A 16,836-nucleotide genomic window follows, 5' to 3' on the forward strand; every position below is an offset into this window, starting at 1 on the left:
CCCCCGGGGGTGCCGGCCCGCCGTTCGCTCCGGCGAGCGGCCGCGTCAGCCGCGCAGGGCCTGGACGGCGGCCTCCAGCCGCTTGCCGAAGTCTCCGTCCGCCCTGCGGAAGTTCTCGATCGCCCGCTCGGCGATGTCGTCGCGGGAGACCTTGGCGATGAAGCCGGACAGGTTCTCGACGAGCCGGCCCTTCTCGTCCTCGGACATCAGCCGGTAGAGGTTGCCGGCCTGCACGAAGTCGTCGTCCTCGGCGTGCAGCGGGGCGGCGTGGTCGCCGGTGACGCCGGTGACCGGCGTACCGGCCCACAGCGGCCGGTCGGTCTGGTGCGGGCCACCGAAGGAGTTCGGCTCGTAGTTCTTGGCGCCCCCGTGGCGGCCGTCGTAGAGGAAGCCGTCGCGGGAGTTGGTGCGCGCCTCGGTGGCGTGCGGGCGGTTCACCGGCAGGTGGTCGGCGTTGATGCCGACGCGGTAGCGGTGCGCGTCGCCGTACGCGAAGAGCCGGCCCTGGAGCATCTTGTCCGGCGAGGGGCCGATGCCGGGCACGAAGTGCGCCGGGCTGAAGATCGACTGCTCGACCTCGGCGAAGATGTTCTCGGGGTTGCGGTTGAGCTCCAGCTTGCCGATCTCGATCGGCGGGTAGTCCGCGTGCGGCCAGACCTTGGTCAGGTCGAACGGGTTGAAGCGGTACGTCGCCGCGTCCGCCGCGGGCATGATCTGGACCTGCACGGTCCAGGTCGGGAAGTCGCCGCGCTCGATGGACTCGCGCAGGTCGCGCTGGTGCGAGTCGGGGTCCTCGCCGGCGAGCCGGTTGGCCTCGGCCTGGGTGAGGTTCTTGATGCCCTGGTCGGTCTTGAAGTGGTACTTGACCCAGAAGACCTCGCCGGCCTCGTTGTTCCACTGGAAGGTGTGCGAGCCGTAGCCGTTCATGTGGCGGTACGAGGCGGGGATGCCGCGGTCGCCGAACAGCCAGGTCACCTGGTGGGTGGACTCGGGCGAGAGGCCCCAGAAGTCCCAGACGTTGTCCGCCTCCTGGGAGCCGGTGTACGGGTCGCGCTTCTGGGTGTGGATGAAGTCGGGGAACTTGATGGCGTCCCGGATGAAGAAGACCGGCGTGTTGTTGCCGACGAGGTCGTAGTTGCCCTCCTCGGTGTAGAACTTCAGCGCCCAGCCGCGGGGGTCGCGGCGCGCGTCGGCGCCGCCGAGGCTGTCGGCCACCGTCGAGAAGCGCAGGAACGTCTCCGTCTGCTTGCCGACCTCGGACAGGAACTTGGCCCGGGTGTAGCGGGTGACGTCGGCCGTGACGGTGAAGGTGCCGTACGCGCCGGCGCCGCGGGCGTGCACGACGCGCTCCGGGATCCGCTCGCGGTTGAAGTGGGCGAGCTTCTCCAGCAGCAGCTGGTCCTGGACCAGCACCGGGCCGCCGACGCCGGCCGTCTCGCTGTTCTGGTTGTCGGCGACCGGAGCCCCGGCCTCCGTGGTGAGCGGTCCCTGCGTCACGTGCGCCTCCTGCGTCATGTCCTGACTTGTCCTGTCCTCGACTGCGTCGGAACCGATCCTACGATAGACATTGTCCAAGTCAAGCAAGGGTCCAAGTCCGCACTGATTCGGGATCAAGGTCGCCCCGCTGTTACGCTGGCGCCATGAGTGACCTGCTCGAAAGACTTCGCGGACGCGGCTGGCGCATGACGGCCCAGCGGCGCGTCGTGGCCGAGGTCCTGGACGGCGACCACGTCCACCTCACGGCCGACGAGGTCCACGCGCGCGCAGTGGTCAAACTGCCCGAGATCTCCCGCGCGACCGTGTACAACACGCTGGGCGAACTGGTGTCGCTCGGCGAGGTGCTGGAGGTCTCGACCGACCGGCGCGCCAAGCGGTACGACCCCAACGCCCACCGGCCGCACCAGCACCTGGTCTGCGCCCGCTGCGGCGCCATCCGCGACGTGCACCCCGCCGGCAACCCGCTGGCCGACCTCCCCGACTCGGAGCGCTTCGGCTTCGTGGTCTCGGACGTGGAGGTCACCTACCGCGGCCTCTGCCCGGGCTGCGCCTCGGCCTGATCGGTCCCTCCGACGCCAGCATGCCCCCCGGTGATCCACCGGGGGGCATGCGCGTACGCGGGTATGTCAGGTCATGCCGGCCGGCGGCGGGCGCCCGACGGCGGCACCGCGGGGGCCGGGAACACGACGAAGGCCCGGATCCTGAGGATCCGGGCCTTCGCGCTAGTAGCGGGGACAGGATTTGAACCTGCGACCTCTGGGTTATGAGCCCAGCGAGCTACCGAGCTGCTCCACCCCGCGTCGGTGAACCCCACACTACGTCACGGTCGCCGAGCAGGGCAAATCCTTACGCGGTGAGCTCCTCGTCGAGGGCCTCACGCAGCCGCTCGGCCCGCGCGGCCACCTCGGAGGGACCCAGTTCCATCGCCCGGGCGCACCACTTGCGCCCCTCGTTCAGGTCGCCGTGGCGGGCCGCGAGCAGCGCGAGCCGGAGCGCGGCACGGCCGTGCCCGGCCACCGCGGCGCGGGTCCACCACAGGGCGGCCTCCGGCTCGCTGCCCTCGCGGGCCAGCAGCAGCCCGAGGTTGAACGCGCCGTTGCGGCTGCCCGCCTCGGCCGCCTCGCGGTACCAGCGGGCGGCGGCGCCCAGCTCGCCCCGGCCCGCGGCCAGCATGCCGACCCGGACCTGGGCGCGCCGGTGCCCCTGCTCGGCCGCGCGCTCGTACCACTCCTCGCTCTCGGTCTTCGCGGGCGGGCCCGCACCCAGCCCGGGAGGCTCCGGGGGCGGCTGGAGGGACTCCAGCAGCGCGGCCAGGCGGAAGGCGGCCTCGGCGCTGCCGCCGCCCGCCGCGCAGCGCAGGTGGCGCTCGGCCGCCCGCTCCTCGCCGTCCCTGACCAGGGCGATGCCGACCTGGAGGGCCGCGTCGGTGTGCCCCGCGGCGGCGGCCCGCTCGTACCACTTCAGGGCGGAGCGGTCCTCGTCGCGGCTGGCGAAGAGGATGCCGAGGTTGAACGCGGCGTCCACGCTGCCCGCCTCGGCCGCCTTGGAGAACCAGGGCTCGGCCCCGGCCGCGTCCCCGGCCTGGAGCAGCAGGATCGCCAGCGCGTTGGCGGCCTCGCGGTGACCGGCGTACGCGGCGCGGCGGTACCACTGCTCGGCCTGCGGCACCCGGTCCTGGGCGGCGCAGAGCAGCCCGAGGTTGTACGCGCCGTTGTGGTCGCCCGCGTCCATGGCGGCGCGGTACCACCGCTCCGCGGTCTGGGTCTCCCCGCGGGCGGCGTGCAGCGCGCCCAGGGCGTTCGCCGCGTTCCCGTCGCCGTCCTCGGCGGCCCGCAGCCACCAGGTGGCCGCGCCCTCCTCGTCCCCGGCGTCGCGCAGCAGGAAGCCCAGGGCGCAGGCCGCCCGGGCCTCGCCCTGCTTGGCGGAGGACAGGTACCAGCGCCCGGCCTCCTTCAGCTCGCCCCGGGCCTCCAGCAGGCTGCCCAGGTGCAGGGCGGCCCGGCGGTGCCCGCGGGCCGCGGCCTGCCGGAACCACTGCTCGGCCTCGCCCGGGTGCTTCTCGGCACCCGTGGCCGGGCCCTTGGCGGACTTCGCGCGCAGCCGCCTGGCGAGCCGGTAGGCCGCCTCGCGGTGGCCCTGCTCGGCGGCGGCCCGCAGCCACTTCTCGGCGCCCTCGTCGCCGCGGTGCTCCAGCAGGTCGGCGAGCGCGTACGCGCCCAGGGCGTGCCCGGACTCGGCGGCCTGCCGCAGCCAGTACTCGGCCGCGGGCTCGTCCCCGCGCTCGCGGTAGTGGCGGCCCAGGGCGTGCGCGGCGGGGGCGGAGCCGGCGACGGCGGCCACCCGCCACCAGCCGGCGGCCTCCTCGGGGTAGCCGCGCTGGAGCAGCAGGACACCCAGGTTGTTGGCCGCGGCCCGGTCGCCCTCGCCGGTGGCGCCGCGGAGGTAGGGCTCGGCGCCGTCGAGGTCGCCGCGGCGCAGCAGCAGCGCGCCGAGCACGCTCATGGCGCCGGGGTCGCCGGCGTCGGCGGCGGGGCGGTAGCGGGCCTCCAGCTCCACGTCCTCGACCGCCTCGTTGACGGCGTCGGCCAGCGCGGAGTCGGGCCCGGCCGGCGCGGAGTCGGCCGCGGTCGGCGCGGGGTCGGCCGCGGCGGACGCGGGCGCGCCGGCGGCCGCACGCGCGGTGCCGTGGGCGGCGTCAGCCGCCGCGTCGGCGTCGGGCCGGTGGTCCGCCGTCCCCGTCACCTTCGCTTCGTCGGAATCCGCCCGCACAAACCGCCCTGTCTCCAGCAGAGTTGACCTGTCCCCCATAAATCCCATCGTCGCATCACCTGCAACCCGCGTACACCTGGTATGTCGCAGCCAGTGAGGTCACTACAGCGTTTTGTCGACATGCCCACAGAGAGATAAGTCAAACACGGACCCGGCCCAACTCCCCCCGCATGGGGGACACATACCGAAACCGGCATATGACGAAGGCCACTCGGGTCCGTTCGCGGGCGCTCCCGGAGGTACGACGAAGGCCCGGATCCTGAGGATCCGGGCCTTCGCGCTAGTAGCGGGGACAGGATTTGAACCTGCGACCTCTGGGTTATGAGCCCAGCGAGCTACCGAGCTGCTCCACCCCGCGTCGGTGAAACCACCGTATCACGACGCGGGGCGGAGCCTTCCCGATCGACCGGGCGGCGCGGCTACTGCTTGGGCTGGGGTGCCTTGGCCTCGGCCTCGGTGGCCCGCTTCAGCGCCGCCTCCAGCTCGTCCTGGGCCTTGCCGTACGCCGCCCAGTCGCCCGCCTTCAGCGCCTTGTCGGCGTCCTCCAGCGCCTTGCTCGCGTCGGCCAGGGCCTGCTTGACCGTCGGGTTCTGGGGAACCGTGTCCGGCGGCTGCACCGTGCCGTCGGCCGGCGGCTTGGTGGTCGGGGGCTCGGCCCCGAAGACCACGTTCAGCGCCTTCTCCAGGGTGTCCTCGAAGGCCGTCTGCTCGCCGTAGGTCACCAGGACCTTCTTCAGCAGCGGGTACTTGAGGCCGCCACCGCGGACGTACACCGGCTCGACGTAGAGCATCCCGCCGTCCAGCGGCACGGTGAGCAGGTTGCCGTACTCCACCTGCGAGTCGCCCCGGCTCAGGATGTTGATCTCCTGGGCGATCTCCGGCTTCGAGTTGAACCGCGACTGCACCAGCTTGGGTCCGTCGACCGGGTTGGCCGTGGGCAGCTTCAGCACCCTGATGCTGCCGTAGTCGGACGTCGCCGGGTCGGCGTTGACCGCCATGAACGCGGCCAGGTTGTCACGGCCGTTGGGCGTGAACGTGGTGGTGAGGGAGAAGTCCTGCGCACCGCGGCCCGGCATCTTCATGGAGAGGTAGTACGGCGGGACCGCCGTGCCCTCCTTGGTGGTCGGGTCCTTCGGCACCGCCCACACCTCGCTGCCGCTGAGGAACGTCTGCGGGTCCTTCACGTGGTAGCGGGTGAGCAGCTCGCGCTGGACCTTGAACAGGTCCTGCGGGTAGCGCAGGTGCTGCATCAGGCTCTGCGGGATCTCCTTGCGGGCCTCGACCGTGCCGGGGAACGCCTTCATCCAGGTCTTGAGGACCGGGTCCTGGGTGTCCCACTGGTAGAGCTTGACCGTGCCGTCGTACGCGTCGACGGTGGCCTTCACCGAGTTGCGGATGTAGTTGACCTGGTTCTCCTGCGCGACGACCGCGCGCTGGGAGTTGGTCAGGGAGTCCGCGGTGGTGTCGCCGAGGGTGGTGCGGGAGGCGTACGGGTAGCCGTTGGTGGTGGTGTACGCGTCCACGATCCACTGGATGCGGCCGTCGATCACCGCCGGGTAGGCGGCGCCGTCGATGGTCAGCCAGGGGGCGACCGCCTCGACGCGCTCCTTGGGCGTGCGGTGGTACAGGATCCGCGAGCCCTCGCCGATGGCGCCCGAGTAGAGGATCTGCGGCTCGCTGAAGGTCAGCGCGTACGCGGCGCGGTTGAGCGGGTTGTCGAGGTTGACGCCGCTCTTGCCCTCGTACCGGGTCTCGACCTCGCGCCTGTCGTCGGAGTAGTCGAGTTCGAGCTGCGGGCCGCCGACGATGGAGTACTGCCTGGTCTCCTCGCCGTAGTAGATCCGCTGCTCGTACTTGCCCAGCTCGCCCTTGGAGGGCAGGCCGGCCTCCGTGAAGACGGGCTTGCCGTCAGGGGTGACCTCGGTGCCCTTGGCCGCGACCGCGCCGTAGCCGTGGGTGTACCGGAAGTGGTCGTTGATCCAGTTGTTCTTCGGGATGCCCTGGAGGTTCAGCTCGCGCAGGCCGATCACGGTGTCCTGGCCCTTGTACCGGTCGACGGCGAGGGTGGACGGGAAGCCGTAGTAGCCCTTGTTCTGCTGGAGCTGCTGGAAGGCCGGCGACACGATGTTCGGGTCGAGCAGGCGGATGCTGGCCGTGGTGTCGGCGTCCTGCCGGAGCTTGTTCTTGTCCGTGGTGTTCGCCGTACCCGGGTACTCGGTGACCTGCGTCTTCTCGATCCCGTAGGCCTCCTGGGTGGCCTTGATGTTCTTCTGGACGTACGGCGATTCCTTGGCCTGCTCGTTCGGCTGGACCTGGAACTTCTGGACGATGGCCGGGTAGAGGCCGCCGATCAGGATCGCGGAGAGCACCATCAGGCCGAAGCCGATCACCGGCAGCTGCCAGGTGCGGCGCCACAGCGTCGCGAAGAACAGCGCGGCGCAGATCGCGGCGATGCAGAAGAGGATGGTCTTGGCCGGCAGGTAGGCGTTGGCGTCGACGTACCGGAGGCCGGTCCAGTTGTCGGCCGCCTTGAAGTCGCTGGACTTCACCGCGAGGCCGTACCGGTCGAGCCAGTACGCGACCGCCTTGAGCGAGACGAAGAGGCCGAGCAGCACCGACAGGTGGCCGGTGGCCGCGGCGGTCGCCCGGGCGCCGGGGCTGGTCAGGCGCAGCCCGCCGTACAGGTAGTGCACGACGACGGCGGCGATCAGCGACAGCACGATGGCGGCGAAGCCGAAGCCGAGCAGGAAGCGGTACCAGGGCAGGTCGAACGCGTAGAACGACACGTCGAGGCCGAACTGCGGGTCCTTCTTGCCGAAGGCGACGCCGTTGACGTACATCAGCCAGGTGCGCCACTGGCCGGCGGCCGACGCGCCGGCGATCAGCCCGACGAGCGCGGCGATCCCGGTCAGCAGCCACTTCTTGTACGGGGCGATGCCCATGCGGTAGCGGTCGAGGCTCTGCTGCTCCAGCGACATGGCGCTCAGCGGGGGCCGCAGCCGGTGGGCCAGCCAGATGTTGAACCCGACGGCACCGGCCATCAGCAGGCCGAACACGGCGAAGAGCCCGGTCTTCGTCCACAGGGTGGTGGTGAAGACGGAGGAGTACTGCACGGACCTGAACCACAGCCAGTCGGTCCAGAAGCCCGCGAACATGATGAACGCCATGGCCAGGACGGCCAGGACGCCCAAGGTCATCAGCAGGGTCCGGGCACGCCGGGACGGGCGGCCGACTCTGATCCGTGGCCCGGACGGGCCTCCGCCGCGGTCCGGCATCTGGAAAGCCAAGGTGCGCACCTCGAAGTCGCTGTGTGTCGGTAGAGCGGGCACCCGATCGTAGAGCCCACTCGTGCAACTTACTGAGGCTTCGGTCAGTTCCCGGTATCGGGCGGAAAGGAGGCAGGATGTTGCCCATGTCCAACGTTTCCCCCTCCGGCACCCCGATGGCGGCCAGCCCGCTCACCCGTGCCGTCCTCGAAATCGACGAGTACGCGGCCGGCCTCGGCTGGGACCAGCCGACCCGGCTGTTCGCCCTCGTCGACACCGCGAAGCTGCGCGCCCAGGAGCCGCAGCTGGCCGAGCAGCTCGGTCTCGACCGGACCGACAGCGGCGCCGCCACCCTGACCCCGGTCCTGCAGGACGAGCTGCCGGCCGGCACCGCCCTGGACGAGTTCCTGGGCACCATCGCCTGGCCGGACGCCGTCACGGGCTGCGCCCTGACGGTGGAGCGGCTGATGCTGCCGCCGTCCGCCGAGGCCGCCGTACCGCAGGACCTGGACGAGGAGCGGCTGGCCGAGTGGGTGGCCCGGCACCCGGAGCGGCAGGAGGTCCGGATGACCGTGGCCGTGCTGCGCGACGGGGCCCGCGAGTCGGCCGTACGGCTGCGCGAGAAGGACTCCGCGAGCGAGGTGCTGACCGGCGCGGACCTGGTGCCGGGGCTGGCCGAGGCGCTGGCCTCGACCTTCGAGGCGTAGCGCCCCCGGCGGGCGCGGGACGCCCTCAGCGGGTGCGGGACGCGGTCAGGGCGTGCACTGCGGCAGCCCTGCCGTGTCCCCCTTGCCGATCTTCTTCAGGGCCTGCACCGCGTCGCCGATCGTGCCGACCTTGACCAGGGTCAGGCCGTCCGGGGTGTTCTTCGCGGCGGAGGAGCAGTTGTCCGCGGGGGTGAGGAAGTACCGGGCGCCCGCCTCGCGCGCGCCGATGGTCTTCATCTGGATGCCGCCGATCGGGCCGACCTTGCCGTCGTCGTCGATGGTGCCGGTGCCCGCGACGAAGTTGCCGCCGGTGAGGTTCCCCGGGGTGAGCTTGTCGACGATGCCGAGGGCGAACATCAGGCCGGCGCTGGGGCCGCCGACGTCGGCGAGCTTGATGTCGATGGTGAACGGGAAGGTGTGGTCGGTCCCGGCCCGGATGCCGACGATCGCGTGACCGTCGTCGGGGGCCTTTCCGGCGGTGATCACGACCTTCTCGCCGCCCTTGGGCTCGCGGTGGGCCTTCTCGGCGGCCGCGGCCTCCTTGGCGGGGATGACGTCGAAGACGACCTTCTCGCCCGGCTTGTGCCGGGTGACGAGGGCGGCGACGTCCCCGGGGGCGTTCACCGGAGTGCCGTCGACGGACTTGACCACGTCGCCGGCGTGCAGCCGGCCCTCCGAGGGGCTGTCCTTCACCACGGAGGCCACCACGACGCGGGCGCTGACCGGGATGCCGAGCTCCCTGAGCGCGGCCACCTTGGCGCTCTCCTGGGACTGGCTGAACTCCTCGGCGTTCTCCTGCGTCGACTCCTCTTCCGTCTTGCCGTCGGGGTAGAGGTTCTCGTGCGGGACCACGATGTTGCCGCCGGAGAGCCAGCCGTACACGGCCTCGACCAGGTTCATGTCGTAGTCGGCGCCGGTGACGCGGACGGTCGTCATGTTGAGGTGCCCGGTGGTCGGGTACGTCGTGCGGCCGGAGATCTGCAGGACGGCCTCGCCGTGGGACTCGCCGAGCGTGTTGACCGTGGGGCCGGGGCTCATCTCCGAGTACGGGACCTTGATGAAGATCCCCGCACAGAGGAACGCGAACAGCACGAGGGTCGAGGCGAGCATCGTCGCGGTGCGGCGTGGCATGGAACGACAGTACGGGACGTGTCAGAAGGCGTCGGAACCGGAGTGCGCCTTGTCGGCCCGGTCCATGGCCTCGCGGAACCGGGCGTACCCCGCCAGCTCCGATATGTCACCTGAGGTGCGGTCCCGGGCGGCCCAGCTCGCCCATATCGCAGCTCCTACGGCGGCGAACAGCGGAATCAGCAACCAGGCCAGCGACGCCATTCCGGGCCTCCCTCCCATGGACCGACACGCGGTGTGTGTTGTGGAATCCAACGCTGGTCCTCGGGGCGGGGTTACGCAAATCGACGGGGCGTCAGCAGGCGCCGACCCACTCCTCGGTGCCGTCGGAGAAGCGCTGGTGCTTCCAGATCGGGACCTCGTGCTTGAGGTCGTCGATCAGCTTCCGGCACGCCTCGAAGGCCTCGCCGCGGTGCGGGCAGGACACGGCGACGACCACCGCGAGATCGCCCACGGTCAGATCGCCCACCCGGTGGACGGCGGCCAGGGCCCGGACCGGGTACTCGGCCACGACGCGCTCGGCGATGCGGCGCATCTCCGCCTGTGCGGTGGGGTGGCAGGAGTAGCCGAGGGAGTCCACGTCGGCCCCGCCGTCGTGGTTGCGCACCGTGCCGACGAAGAGGGTCGTGCCGCCCGTGGCGTCGTCGCCGACGGCCTTGAAGACCTCGTCGAGCGAGAGCGGGGTCTCACGGATCTCGAGCAGCCGGATCGGGTCCGCTGCGGCCTGCTCGCCGGGGTGGTCGAAGTGCGGTGCCATACCGTCCATCGTGCCCTACGGCCGGGAGATCGCCCAAGGGGCGTTTCGACCGGTGCGCGGGGCCGCGGATATGGAGCCTCCTACAGGCCGGAGGGCCGGGTCCGCGCCGGGCCGGGGGCCTGGCCCGGGGCCGGTGCGGGCGGCCGCGGCCCGGGTGCCGGGGGCCCGGGTCCGTACGGTCAGATCCCCCGGCGCTTGCGGGCCCGGCGCACGACGGCGGCCGCGCCCAGCAGGGCGACCGTCGCACCCGCGGCACCGGCGGCGGTGGCGTCCTTGCGGCCGAGCCGGCGGCCGGCGACGGTGTGGCGCCCGGCCACCTCCTGCAGCAGCTCCGCGAGGACCTCCTCGTTGGTCCACCGGGGGCGCCAGCCCGCGTCGTGCAGCCGGCTCACGCTCACCACCCAGGGGTGCATCGTGTACGCCAGGTCCCCGGCCGGAGACGGGGTGAGGCCGATCCGGTGCAGCCGGGCGGCGGCGCCCAGGGCCACGGCCGAGGGCAGCTCCATCCGGCGGATGCCGCTGAGCTCCTCGACCTCCTCCTGTTCGAGCCAGCCCTCGCAGCCCACCGCCAGCTCGCCCTCGACCTTCTCCAGGGCCGCGTACTCCAGGGCGCTGACCAGGTCCTCGACGTGGCAGAACTGCCAGGTCGGGCGGGAGCCGGCGACGACGAGGAGCCGCGGGGACTCGAAGTAGCGGGTGAGCGCCGTGTCCGTGCCGCCGACCAGCACGGCGGGGCGGACCACCGAGACGTTCAGGCCCGGGTGGGCGCGCGGGGCCCGGCGGCCCAGGCGCTCGATCTCCAGCAGGTCGCCGACGCCGGTGGCCTCCGCGGTGGCGCGCAGCTCGGCGTCCTCGGAGAGCGGGATGTCGTTGTCCGGGAGCGCGCCGTAGACCATCGCGGAGGTGCACAGCACGACCCGGCGCACGCCGGCCGCCGCGGAGGCGGTGAGCACGGTCTGGGTGCCGCGCACGTTGTACGCCGTACGGGCGGCCGGGTCCGTCTCCAGGTCGAGGTCCAGCGCGAGGTGGACGACGACGTCGGCGCCGCGGAGCTTGTCGGCGATGGCCGGGTCGCGGACGTCGAGGACGTGCCACTGGGCGGCGGCGCAGTCGCCCCGCCGCTCGTCGATCGCGACGACCTGCCTGACCTCGTCGGACTCGGCGAGGCGGCGCACGAGCGCGGCGCCCACGCCCGAGGCGGCGCCGGTCACGGCCACCACGGGACCGCGTACGCCGCCGTTTCGCCTAGGGCGAACCTCGTCGTCGTGCGCTGCTCGGAGCTGTGGATCTGGGGAACTCACCGGGCGTCTCCAGCGGTTGTCTTCAGTACGGGCGCGTCGTGACGCGTACGTACCAGGTGATGTCCATCCTGCCGCAGCCCCGGAGCCGGCGGAGCACCGAGCCCGGAACCGGGTGTGGTGTCTACGCTGGTGGTGTTGTCGGACCATTGTTGTCGGACCATTGCCGTCGGTTCCCGCCGGCGGCCTGACGAGCCGAGGAAACCCGTGAGTGACACCCCATTCGGATTCGGCCTTCCGCCGGAGGAGCCGGAGAACGGCGACGAGGGCAAGAAGAAGGGCGGCCAGGGCGGCCCGAATCCGTTCGGGTTCGGCGGGGCCGGGCTGCCGGGCGGTGCGGACAACCCGTTCGCCGCGATGTTCGGGTCGGTGAACCCGGCCGATCTGGGGGCGGCCTTCCAGCAGCTCGGCCAGATGCTGAGCTACGAGGGCGGTCCCGTGAACTGGGACATGGCCAAGGACATCGCCCGCCAGACCGTCGCCCAGGGCACCTCGGACGGCGTCAAGGACTCCAGCGTCGGCCCCGCCGAGCGGGCGGCCGTCGAGGAGGCCGTGCGCCTGGCGGACCTCTGGCTGGACGGCGTGACCTCGCTGCCCTCGGGCGCGGGCACGGCCGTGGCCTGGAGCCGCGCCGAGTGGGTCGAGGCGACCCTGCCGGTGTGGAAGGAGCTCGTCGACCCCGTGGCCGAGCGCGTCGGCGCGGCCATGGGCAGCGTCCTGCCCGAGGAGATGCAGGCCATGGCGGGCCCGCTGCTCGGCATGATGCGTTCGATGGGCGGGGCCATGTTCGGCCAGCAGATCGGCCAGGCCGTGGGGACGCTCGCCGGCGAGGTGGTCGGCTCCACCGACGTCGGGCTGCCGCTGGGCCCGGCCGGACGTGCCGCGCTGCTGCCGCTCAACATCGAGGCCTTCGGCAAGGACCTCGGGGTGCCGTCGGACGAGGTCCGGCTGTACCTGGCGCTGCGCGAGGCCGCCCACCAGCGGCTGTTCGCGCACGTGCCGTGGCTGCGCTCGCACCTGTTCGGCGCGGTCGAGGGGTACGCGCGGGGGATCAAGGTCGACACCTCGAAGCTGGAGGACGTGGTCGGCCAGCTCGACCCGGGCAATCCCGAGCAGCTGCAGGAGGCCCTCCAGGGCGGCATGTTCCAGCCGCAGGACACCCCCGAGCAGAAGGCCGCGCTGGCCCGCCTCGAGACGGCGCTCGCGCTGGTCGAGGGCTGGGTGGACGCGGTGGTCCACGAGGCGGCCAAGCCCCGGCTGACCTCGGCGGACGCGCTGCGCGAGACCCTGCGCCGGCGCCGCGCCTCGGGCGGTCCCGCGGAGCAGACCTTCGCCACGCTGATCGGTCTGGAGCTGCGTCCGCGGCGGCTGCGGGACGCGTCCCGCCTGTGGGCCTCGCTGACCGACGCGCGCGGGGTGGACGGCCGGGACGGGCTGTGGGAGCACCCGGACATGCTGCCGACGGCGACCGACCTGGACGACCCGGACGGCTTCGTGCACCGCGAGCAGCTGGACTTCTCCGAGATCGACAGGATGCTCGGCGAGGCTGCCGAGCGGCGCGGTGAGCAGGACGGCACGGGCGAGGGCAAGGGCGACGACGAGAAGTGAGCCTGCACGACGACGCGGTCCTCGTCCTCAAGGGGTACGAGGACCAGCCCGAGCTGCGTGACGTCTACCTGGAGCACCTCGCGGCGCACCCGGACGGGGTCTACAAGCCCTGCACCGCCGGTCACGTCACCGGCAGCGCCCTGGTGATCGACCCGGTCGGCGGCCGGGTGCTGCTGACCCTGCACAAGAAGCTGGGCATGTGGCTCCAGATGGGTGGTCACTGCGAGCCCGGGGACGCCACGCTGGCGGACGCCGCGCTGCGCGAGGCCCGTGAGGAGTCCGGCATCGCGCACGGCCTGACCCTGCTGCCGGGCGGCCCGGTGCGGCTGGACCGGCACCCGATCCCGGCCCCGTGCAACTGGCACCTGGACGTCCAGTACGCGGCGCTGGCGCCGGCCGAGGCGGTGGCGGAGATCAGCGACGAGTCGCTGGACCTGCGCTGGTTCCGGTACGACGAGGTGGCCGGGGTGGCCGACGAGTCGGTCGTACGGCTGCTGGAGGCGACGCGGGCCCGGCTCTGACGGTGCCCGTACGTCCTGCCCGTACGACGGGGGCGGTCCCACGGTGTGGGACCGCCCCCGTCGCGTACCGGCGGGTGCCGGGGAGAGCGGATCAGGCGCGGCTGCCGCCCATGGAGTTGCCGCGCAGGCCGAAGCCGAAGGCGCCGCCGCGCAGGTGCAGCGGGGGCATCAGCTCGCTGGGCTGCACCAGCACGTACCCCTGGCCCTGGAACTGCATCTCCCAGCCCTCGCCCGTGGCACCGCGGCGGCGCCAGACCGAGGAGGTGGAGGTCGGGGCCTGCATCTGGGTGCGCAGCGTGGTGGACCAGGCGATGACGGCGTCCGCGTCCGCGCAGATGTTGCTGTTCGGCGTGACCTCCAGGACCAGCGGCTCGCCCGAGGTGAGCAGGGCCACCTGGCCGCTGCCGGTGAGCTCCAGGTTGTAGGCGCCGGCCGAGGCCACGCCGACCGCGCTGTCCACGGCGACGATGCCCACGCCGAGGGTGGAGTCGAAGGCGAGGACCGAGGCGCTGTCGACGGTGATGCCGCCGCCGACGTCCATGACGTGGATGTGCTGGGCGAAGTTGGCCAGGTAGACCTGTCCGACGCCCTTGCACTTCATCAGTTCCAGGCGCTCGTGCGTCATCCGCTCGACGTTGCGCCAGCTGCGGTTCTTGTACTGGCTCTGGAAGTCCACCTGGCCCTCGAAGGCGACCATCGCGCCCTGGCGGGCGAGGACGGAGCCGGGGCCCTGGCCGATCTCGACCTTGAGCAGCTGGGAGTTCTGCAGGGTGTAGCGCCCGGTCGACTGGACCGGGACGTGTGCGAAGAGTGTGCTGTGCATGGTGGCTCGGTGCTCCTCTCAGCCCCGGATCTTGAAACGGTCGCCGGTGTCCTCGCTGGGCTGGACGACCACGAAGCCCTGGCCCTTGAAACCGATCTGCAGGGCCTCGCCGCTGCCCCGGCCGATCAGGGCGCTCGCCTTGACGGTGCGCTTGGCCTTGAGGTCGAGGCCGGTGGTCCAGGCGACGAGCGCGTCCGGGTCGACGTACGTCTCCCGCTCGGCGCAGTCGAGGACGGTGGGGATGCCGCGGCTGACCAGGGCCACCCAGCCGGTGCCGCGGATGACCAGGTTGGTCAGGCCGGAGCCGGAGAGCTTGGCGATGCCCTTGACCGGCTCGATGGCGAGCTGGAGGGAGGCGTCGCAGGCCAGGAGGGTGGCGCCGTTGACCGAGAGGGCCTCGTTGTTGAGGTGCAGGACGACCACGTCGGCTCCGTAGTCGGCGAGGTAGAGGTCGCCGTCGCCGCGGCAGAGCATCAGCCGGCCGCCCTCTCCGGTGACCATCTCCTCGGCGGAGCGGCGCAGCGTCGCGGGGGCGGCGTCGAACTGGACGTAGCCGTTGTACGCGATCATCGAGCCGGCCTTGGCGATGAGGTCCTGGCCGGTGACCATCGTGACCTTGAGGGTCTTCGCGCTGTGGACGGCCATCCGGACCCCGGTGGGCGCGGCGCTGTGGGCGTTGAGTGTGTACGTATCCATGGCCTGCCTCACGCCTCGAAGGGCTGGACGACGACGAAGTTGCCGGGGGCGCCCCGGAACTGGAGGTTGACCGCCTCCGACTGGGCGCTGGCGTAGCCGGAGCGGCGCAGGCGCAGTGCGGTGGTCGTGACGGCCTGGGCGCCGGCGGACCAGGCGATCACCGCGTTGCCGTCGACGTACGTGGCCTGGCCGACGGGGAGGACCACCGGGGTGCCGCGGGTCTTGACCACGACGGCGCCGGTGCCGGAGAAGGCCATGGCGAAGAAGCCGCCGCCGGGCAGGCCGGCGCCCTCGATGCGGCGCACCTCGGTGTCGAGGTTCTCGTCGAAGGCGAGGACGCCGTGGGCGCTGGTGTAGATCTGCTCGCCCTCCAGGCGGATCACGAAGACGCGGCTGGCCTCGTCGGCGAGGAAGACCTCGCCCTCGCCGGAACAGCGCATGAGGGACATGCCCTGGCCCGTCAGCTGGCCGGTGAGCTTGCCGAGCAGGCCCGAACCCTTGTGGGCGAAGTCGATGTCGCCCTGGTAGGCGACCATGCTGCCCTGCTTGGCGAGGATGGCGTGGCCCTTGGCGAGGGTGGCGCGGACCTGCTGGGGGTTCTGCTCGGTCCAGCGGTCCCCCGCCGCCGCCTCGGCGTACTTGGTGAGGACGACCCGCAGGCCGGCCTCCGGGGGTACGGGCGCCAGCTGCTGGCCGCCGAAGGGCTGGCCGGGGATGCCGGGGGGCGGGGTGCCGGGCGGGGTGGTGCCGGGGTAGCCGGGCGGGGTGGTGGCGGCGGGGTAGCCCGGCGGGGTGGTGGCCGGCGGTGCCGCCGGGGCGAAGGGGGCCGGGACCGCGGCGGGGGGCGCGGACGGCGCGCCGAAGGGGGCGGCCGGCGCCGGAGGCGCGGTGGGGGCCACGGGTGCGGCGGGCGCGGGCGGCGCCGCGGGCGTGAAGGGGGCCACGGGGGCCGGGGGCGCGGGCGGCGCGCCGAAGCCGGCCGTCTGCGGGGTGGGGGTGCCGAAGGCCGGGGCGGGCGCGGGGACCGGGGCGGGCGCCACGGGGGCCGCGGGGGCGGGTGGCGGGGCGAAGCCGGGGACGGGCGCGGGAGCCGCGGGCTGCGCCTCGGGCTCCTCCGCGACCTCCCCGCCGAAGTTCTGCAGCAGGGCCGCGAGGCCGCCGTCGAAGCCCTGGCCGACCGCCGCGAACCGCCAGACGTCCTTGAGGTAGAAGTCGCCCAGCATCACGGCGCGCTCGGTGCTGAACTCGGCACCCGTGAAGGCGTACCTGACGACCTCCTCGCCGCCCGCGACGACCCTGATGTAACCGGGGCCGACCTGCGACATCTGTCCGGCGCCGTCGATCGTGGCGGTGAAGCTCAGCTTGTGGATCGAGGCCGGGATCCGGTCGAGCGTGACGCGGAAGGACTCGGTGTCGCCGGCCTGGGGGCCCAGCTGCTGGATGGCCTCCTCCGGGGACTTCGGCTGGTTGAAGAAGACGAAGTAGCGGTCGTCCGACAGCCGCTCGTCGGCGTCGAGGCCGAAACAGCTGATGTCGAACGTCAGCCCGGGGCCCGAGATCTGCACGCCGACATAGAGGTCCGTCCCCGCCGTGAGGTCACTGATCTTGGCCTTGTGGCCGCGTTGGAATTCCCTGGCCATGCGTACGACCGTCCCCCATCCCGAAATGTGAATGCGTTCAGCGAGTCAGGCTAACGGCAATCTTCGAGATCCAGCCAAGCCGGTACGCAGCCGGTACATTTCACGTCCCGTCACCGGTGGGGTGGC

Annotated in this window: 14 protein-coding genes and 2 tRNA genes; 4 read left to right on the forward strand and 12 right to left on the reverse strand. The window is 72.3% G+C overall.

Annotated features, from left to right (window positions below):
- Nucleotides 1-45: 45 nt before the first annotated feature.
- On the reverse strand, nt 46-1,515 hold the full coding sequence (locus tag ACIQUR_RS12710; RefSeq protein ID WP_403662576.1) for a catalase: 1,470 nt from the start codon (nt 1,513-1,515) through the stop codon (nt 46-48).
- Nucleotides 1,516-1,640: 125 nt separating this feature from the next.
- Here ACIQUR_RS12710 and ACIQUR_RS12715 point away from each other — a divergent pair, with 125 nt between their 5' ends.
- Nucleotides 1,641-2,057, forward strand: a complete 417-nt coding sequence (locus ACIQUR_RS12715; RefSeq protein WP_399945206.1) for a Fur family transcriptional regulator — start codon at nt 1,641-1,643, stop codon at nt 2,055-2,057.
- Nucleotides 2,058-2,223: 166 nt separating this feature from the next.
- Here ACIQUR_RS12715 and ACIQUR_RS12720 read toward each other — a convergent pair.
- The 4 genes from ACIQUR_RS12720 to ACIQUR_RS12735 form a co-directional block, all read right to left on the reverse strand.
- Nucleotides 2,224-2,297 (reverse strand) — tRNA-Met (locus tag ACIQUR_RS12720).
- A gap of 46 nt (nt 2,298-2,343) precedes the next feature.
- On the reverse strand, nt 2,344-4,314 hold the full coding sequence (locus tag ACIQUR_RS12725) for a sel1 repeat family protein (protein ID WP_403662579.1): 1,971 nt from the start codon (nt 4,312-4,314) through the stop codon (nt 2,344-2,346).
- 236 nt (nt 4,315-4,550) lie between these two features.
- Nucleotides 4,551-4,624, reverse strand: a tRNA-Met gene (locus ACIQUR_RS12730).
- Nucleotides 4,625-4,685: 61 nt separating this feature from the next.
- Complete coding sequence (locus ACIQUR_RS12735; protein ID WP_403662717.1) at nt 4,686-7,541, reverse strand: UPF0182 family protein; 2,856 nt, start codon at nt 7,539-7,541, stop codon at nt 4,686-4,688.
- A 128-nt stretch (nt 7,542-7,669) separates the two neighbouring features.
- Between ACIQUR_RS12735 and ACIQUR_RS12740 the strand changes: the two genes are divergently transcribed.
- Nucleotides 7,670-8,239 (forward strand): PPA1309 family protein, encoded by a 570-nt coding sequence (locus ACIQUR_RS12740; RefSeq protein ID WP_403662582.1) that lies wholly within the window; start codon nt 7,670-7,672, stop codon nt 8,237-8,239.
- 45 nt (nt 8,240-8,284) lie between these two features.
- Here ACIQUR_RS12740 and ACIQUR_RS12745 read toward each other — a convergent pair whose 3' ends face one another.
- The 4 genes from ACIQUR_RS12745 to ACIQUR_RS12760 form a co-directional block, all read right to left on the reverse strand.
- Complete coding sequence (locus ACIQUR_RS12745) at nt 8,285-9,370, reverse strand: PDZ domain-containing protein (RefSeq protein ID WP_403662585.1); 1,086 nt, start codon at nt 9,368-9,370, stop codon at nt 8,285-8,287.
- Nucleotides 9,371-9,391: 21 nt separating this feature from the next.
- Nucleotides 9,392-9,571, reverse strand: a complete 180-nt coding sequence (locus tag ACIQUR_RS12750) for a hypothetical protein (RefSeq protein ID WP_399945196.1) — start codon at nt 9,569-9,571, stop codon at nt 9,392-9,394.
- A 91-nt stretch (nt 9,572-9,662) separates the two neighbouring features.
- Nucleotides 9,663-10,124 (reverse strand): molybdenum cofactor biosynthesis protein MoaE, encoded by a 462-nt coding sequence (locus ACIQUR_RS12755; protein WP_403662588.1) that lies wholly within the window; start codon nt 10,122-10,124, stop codon nt 9,663-9,665.
- Nucleotides 10,125-10,303: 179 nt separating this feature from the next.
- Complete coding sequence (locus ACIQUR_RS12760) at nt 10,304-11,425, reverse strand: SDR family oxidoreductase (protein ID WP_403662591.1); 1,122 nt, start codon at nt 11,423-11,425, stop codon at nt 10,304-10,306.
- A 204-nt stretch (nt 11,426-11,629) separates the two neighbouring features.
- Between ACIQUR_RS12760 and ACIQUR_RS12765 the strand changes: the two genes are divergently transcribed.
- Together ACIQUR_RS12765 and ACIQUR_RS12770 are read left to right on the forward strand one after the other, a co-directional pair.
- Entirely contained in the window at nt 11,630-13,030 is a 1,401-nt protein-coding gene (locus ACIQUR_RS12765; protein WP_403662594.1) for a zinc-dependent metalloprotease, read from the forward strand.
- Nucleotides 13,027-13,551, forward strand: a complete 525-nt coding sequence (locus ACIQUR_RS12770; RefSeq protein WP_403662597.1) for an NUDIX hydrolase — start codon at nt 13,027-13,029, stop codon at nt 13,549-13,551. The genes ACIQUR_RS12765 and ACIQUR_RS12770 overlap by 4 nt, the downstream gene beginning before the upstream one ends.
- 91 nt (nt 13,552-13,642) lie before the next feature.
- Here ACIQUR_RS12770 and ACIQUR_RS12775 read toward each other — a convergent pair whose 3' ends face one another.
- From ACIQUR_RS12775 to ACIQUR_RS12785, 3 genes are read right to left on the reverse strand one after another with little or no spacing between them, the layout of a single operon-like run.
- Nucleotides 13,643-14,374 (reverse strand): AIM24 family protein, encoded by a 732-nt coding sequence (locus ACIQUR_RS12775; protein ID WP_403662600.1) that lies wholly within the window; start codon nt 14,372-14,374, stop codon nt 13,643-13,645.
- Nucleotides 14,375-14,392: 18 nt separating this feature from the next.
- Nucleotides 14,393-15,070: an AIM24 family protein gene (locus tag ACIQUR_RS12780; RefSeq protein WP_403662603.1), complete on the reverse strand. Its 678-nt coding sequence runs from the start codon at nt 15,068-15,070 to the stop codon at nt 14,393-14,395.
- Nucleotides 15,071-15,078: 8 nt separating this feature from the next.
- On the reverse strand, nt 15,079-16,710 hold the full coding sequence (locus tag ACIQUR_RS12785; protein ID WP_403662606.1) for a TerD family protein: 1,632 nt from the start codon (nt 16,708-16,710) through the stop codon (nt 15,079-15,081).
- Nucleotides 16,711-16,836 lie beyond the last annotated feature (126 nt).

This window comes from Streptomyces sp. NPDC101132 (assembly GCF_044759225.1).
Taxonomy (GTDB): Bacteria; Actinomycetota; Actinomycetes; order Streptomycetales; family Streptomycetaceae; genus Streptomyces.

Coding starts and splice junctions, on each gene's coding strand:
- ACIQUR_RS12710 (WP_403662576.1), bottom strand. CDS start 1,515: ATGACGCAGGAGGCGCACGTGACGCAGGGACCGCTCACCACGGAGGCC.
- ACIQUR_RS12715 (WP_399945206.1), top strand. CDS start 1,641: ATGAGTGACCTGCTCGAAAGACTTCGCGGACGCGGCTGGCGCATGACG.
- ACIQUR_RS12725 (WP_403662579.1), bottom strand. CDS start 4,314: ATGGGATTTATGGGGGACAGGTCAACTCTGCTGGAGACAGGGCGGTTT.
- ACIQUR_RS12735 (WP_403662717.1), bottom strand. CDS start 7,541: ATGCCGGACCGCGGCGGAGGCCCGTCCGGGCCACGGATCAGAGTCGGC.
- ACIQUR_RS12740 (WP_403662582.1), top strand. CDS start 7,670: ATGTTGCCCATGTCCAACGTTTCCCCCTCCGGCACCCCGATGGCGGCC.
- ACIQUR_RS12745 (WP_403662585.1), bottom strand. CDS start 9,370: ATGCCACGCCGCACCGCGACGATGCTCGCCTCGACCCTCGTGCTGTTC.
- ACIQUR_RS12750 (WP_399945196.1), bottom strand. CDS start 9,571: ATGGCGTCGCTGGCCTGGTTGCTGATTCCGCTGTTCGCCGCCGTAGGA.
- ACIQUR_RS12755 (WP_403662588.1), bottom strand. CDS start 10,124: ATGGCACCGCACTTCGACCACCCCGGCGAGCAGGCCGCAGCGGACCCG.
- ACIQUR_RS12775 (WP_403662600.1), bottom strand. CDS start 14,374: ATGCACAGCACACTCTTCGCACACGTCCCGGTCCAGTCGACCGGGCGC.
- ACIQUR_RS12780 (WP_403662603.1), bottom strand. CDS start 15,070: ATGGATACGTACACACTCAACGCCCACAGCGCCGCGCCCACCGGGGTC.
- ACIQUR_RS12785 (WP_403662606.1), bottom strand. CDS start 16,710: ATGGCCAGGGAATTCCAACGCGGCCACAAGGCCAAGATCAGTGACCTC.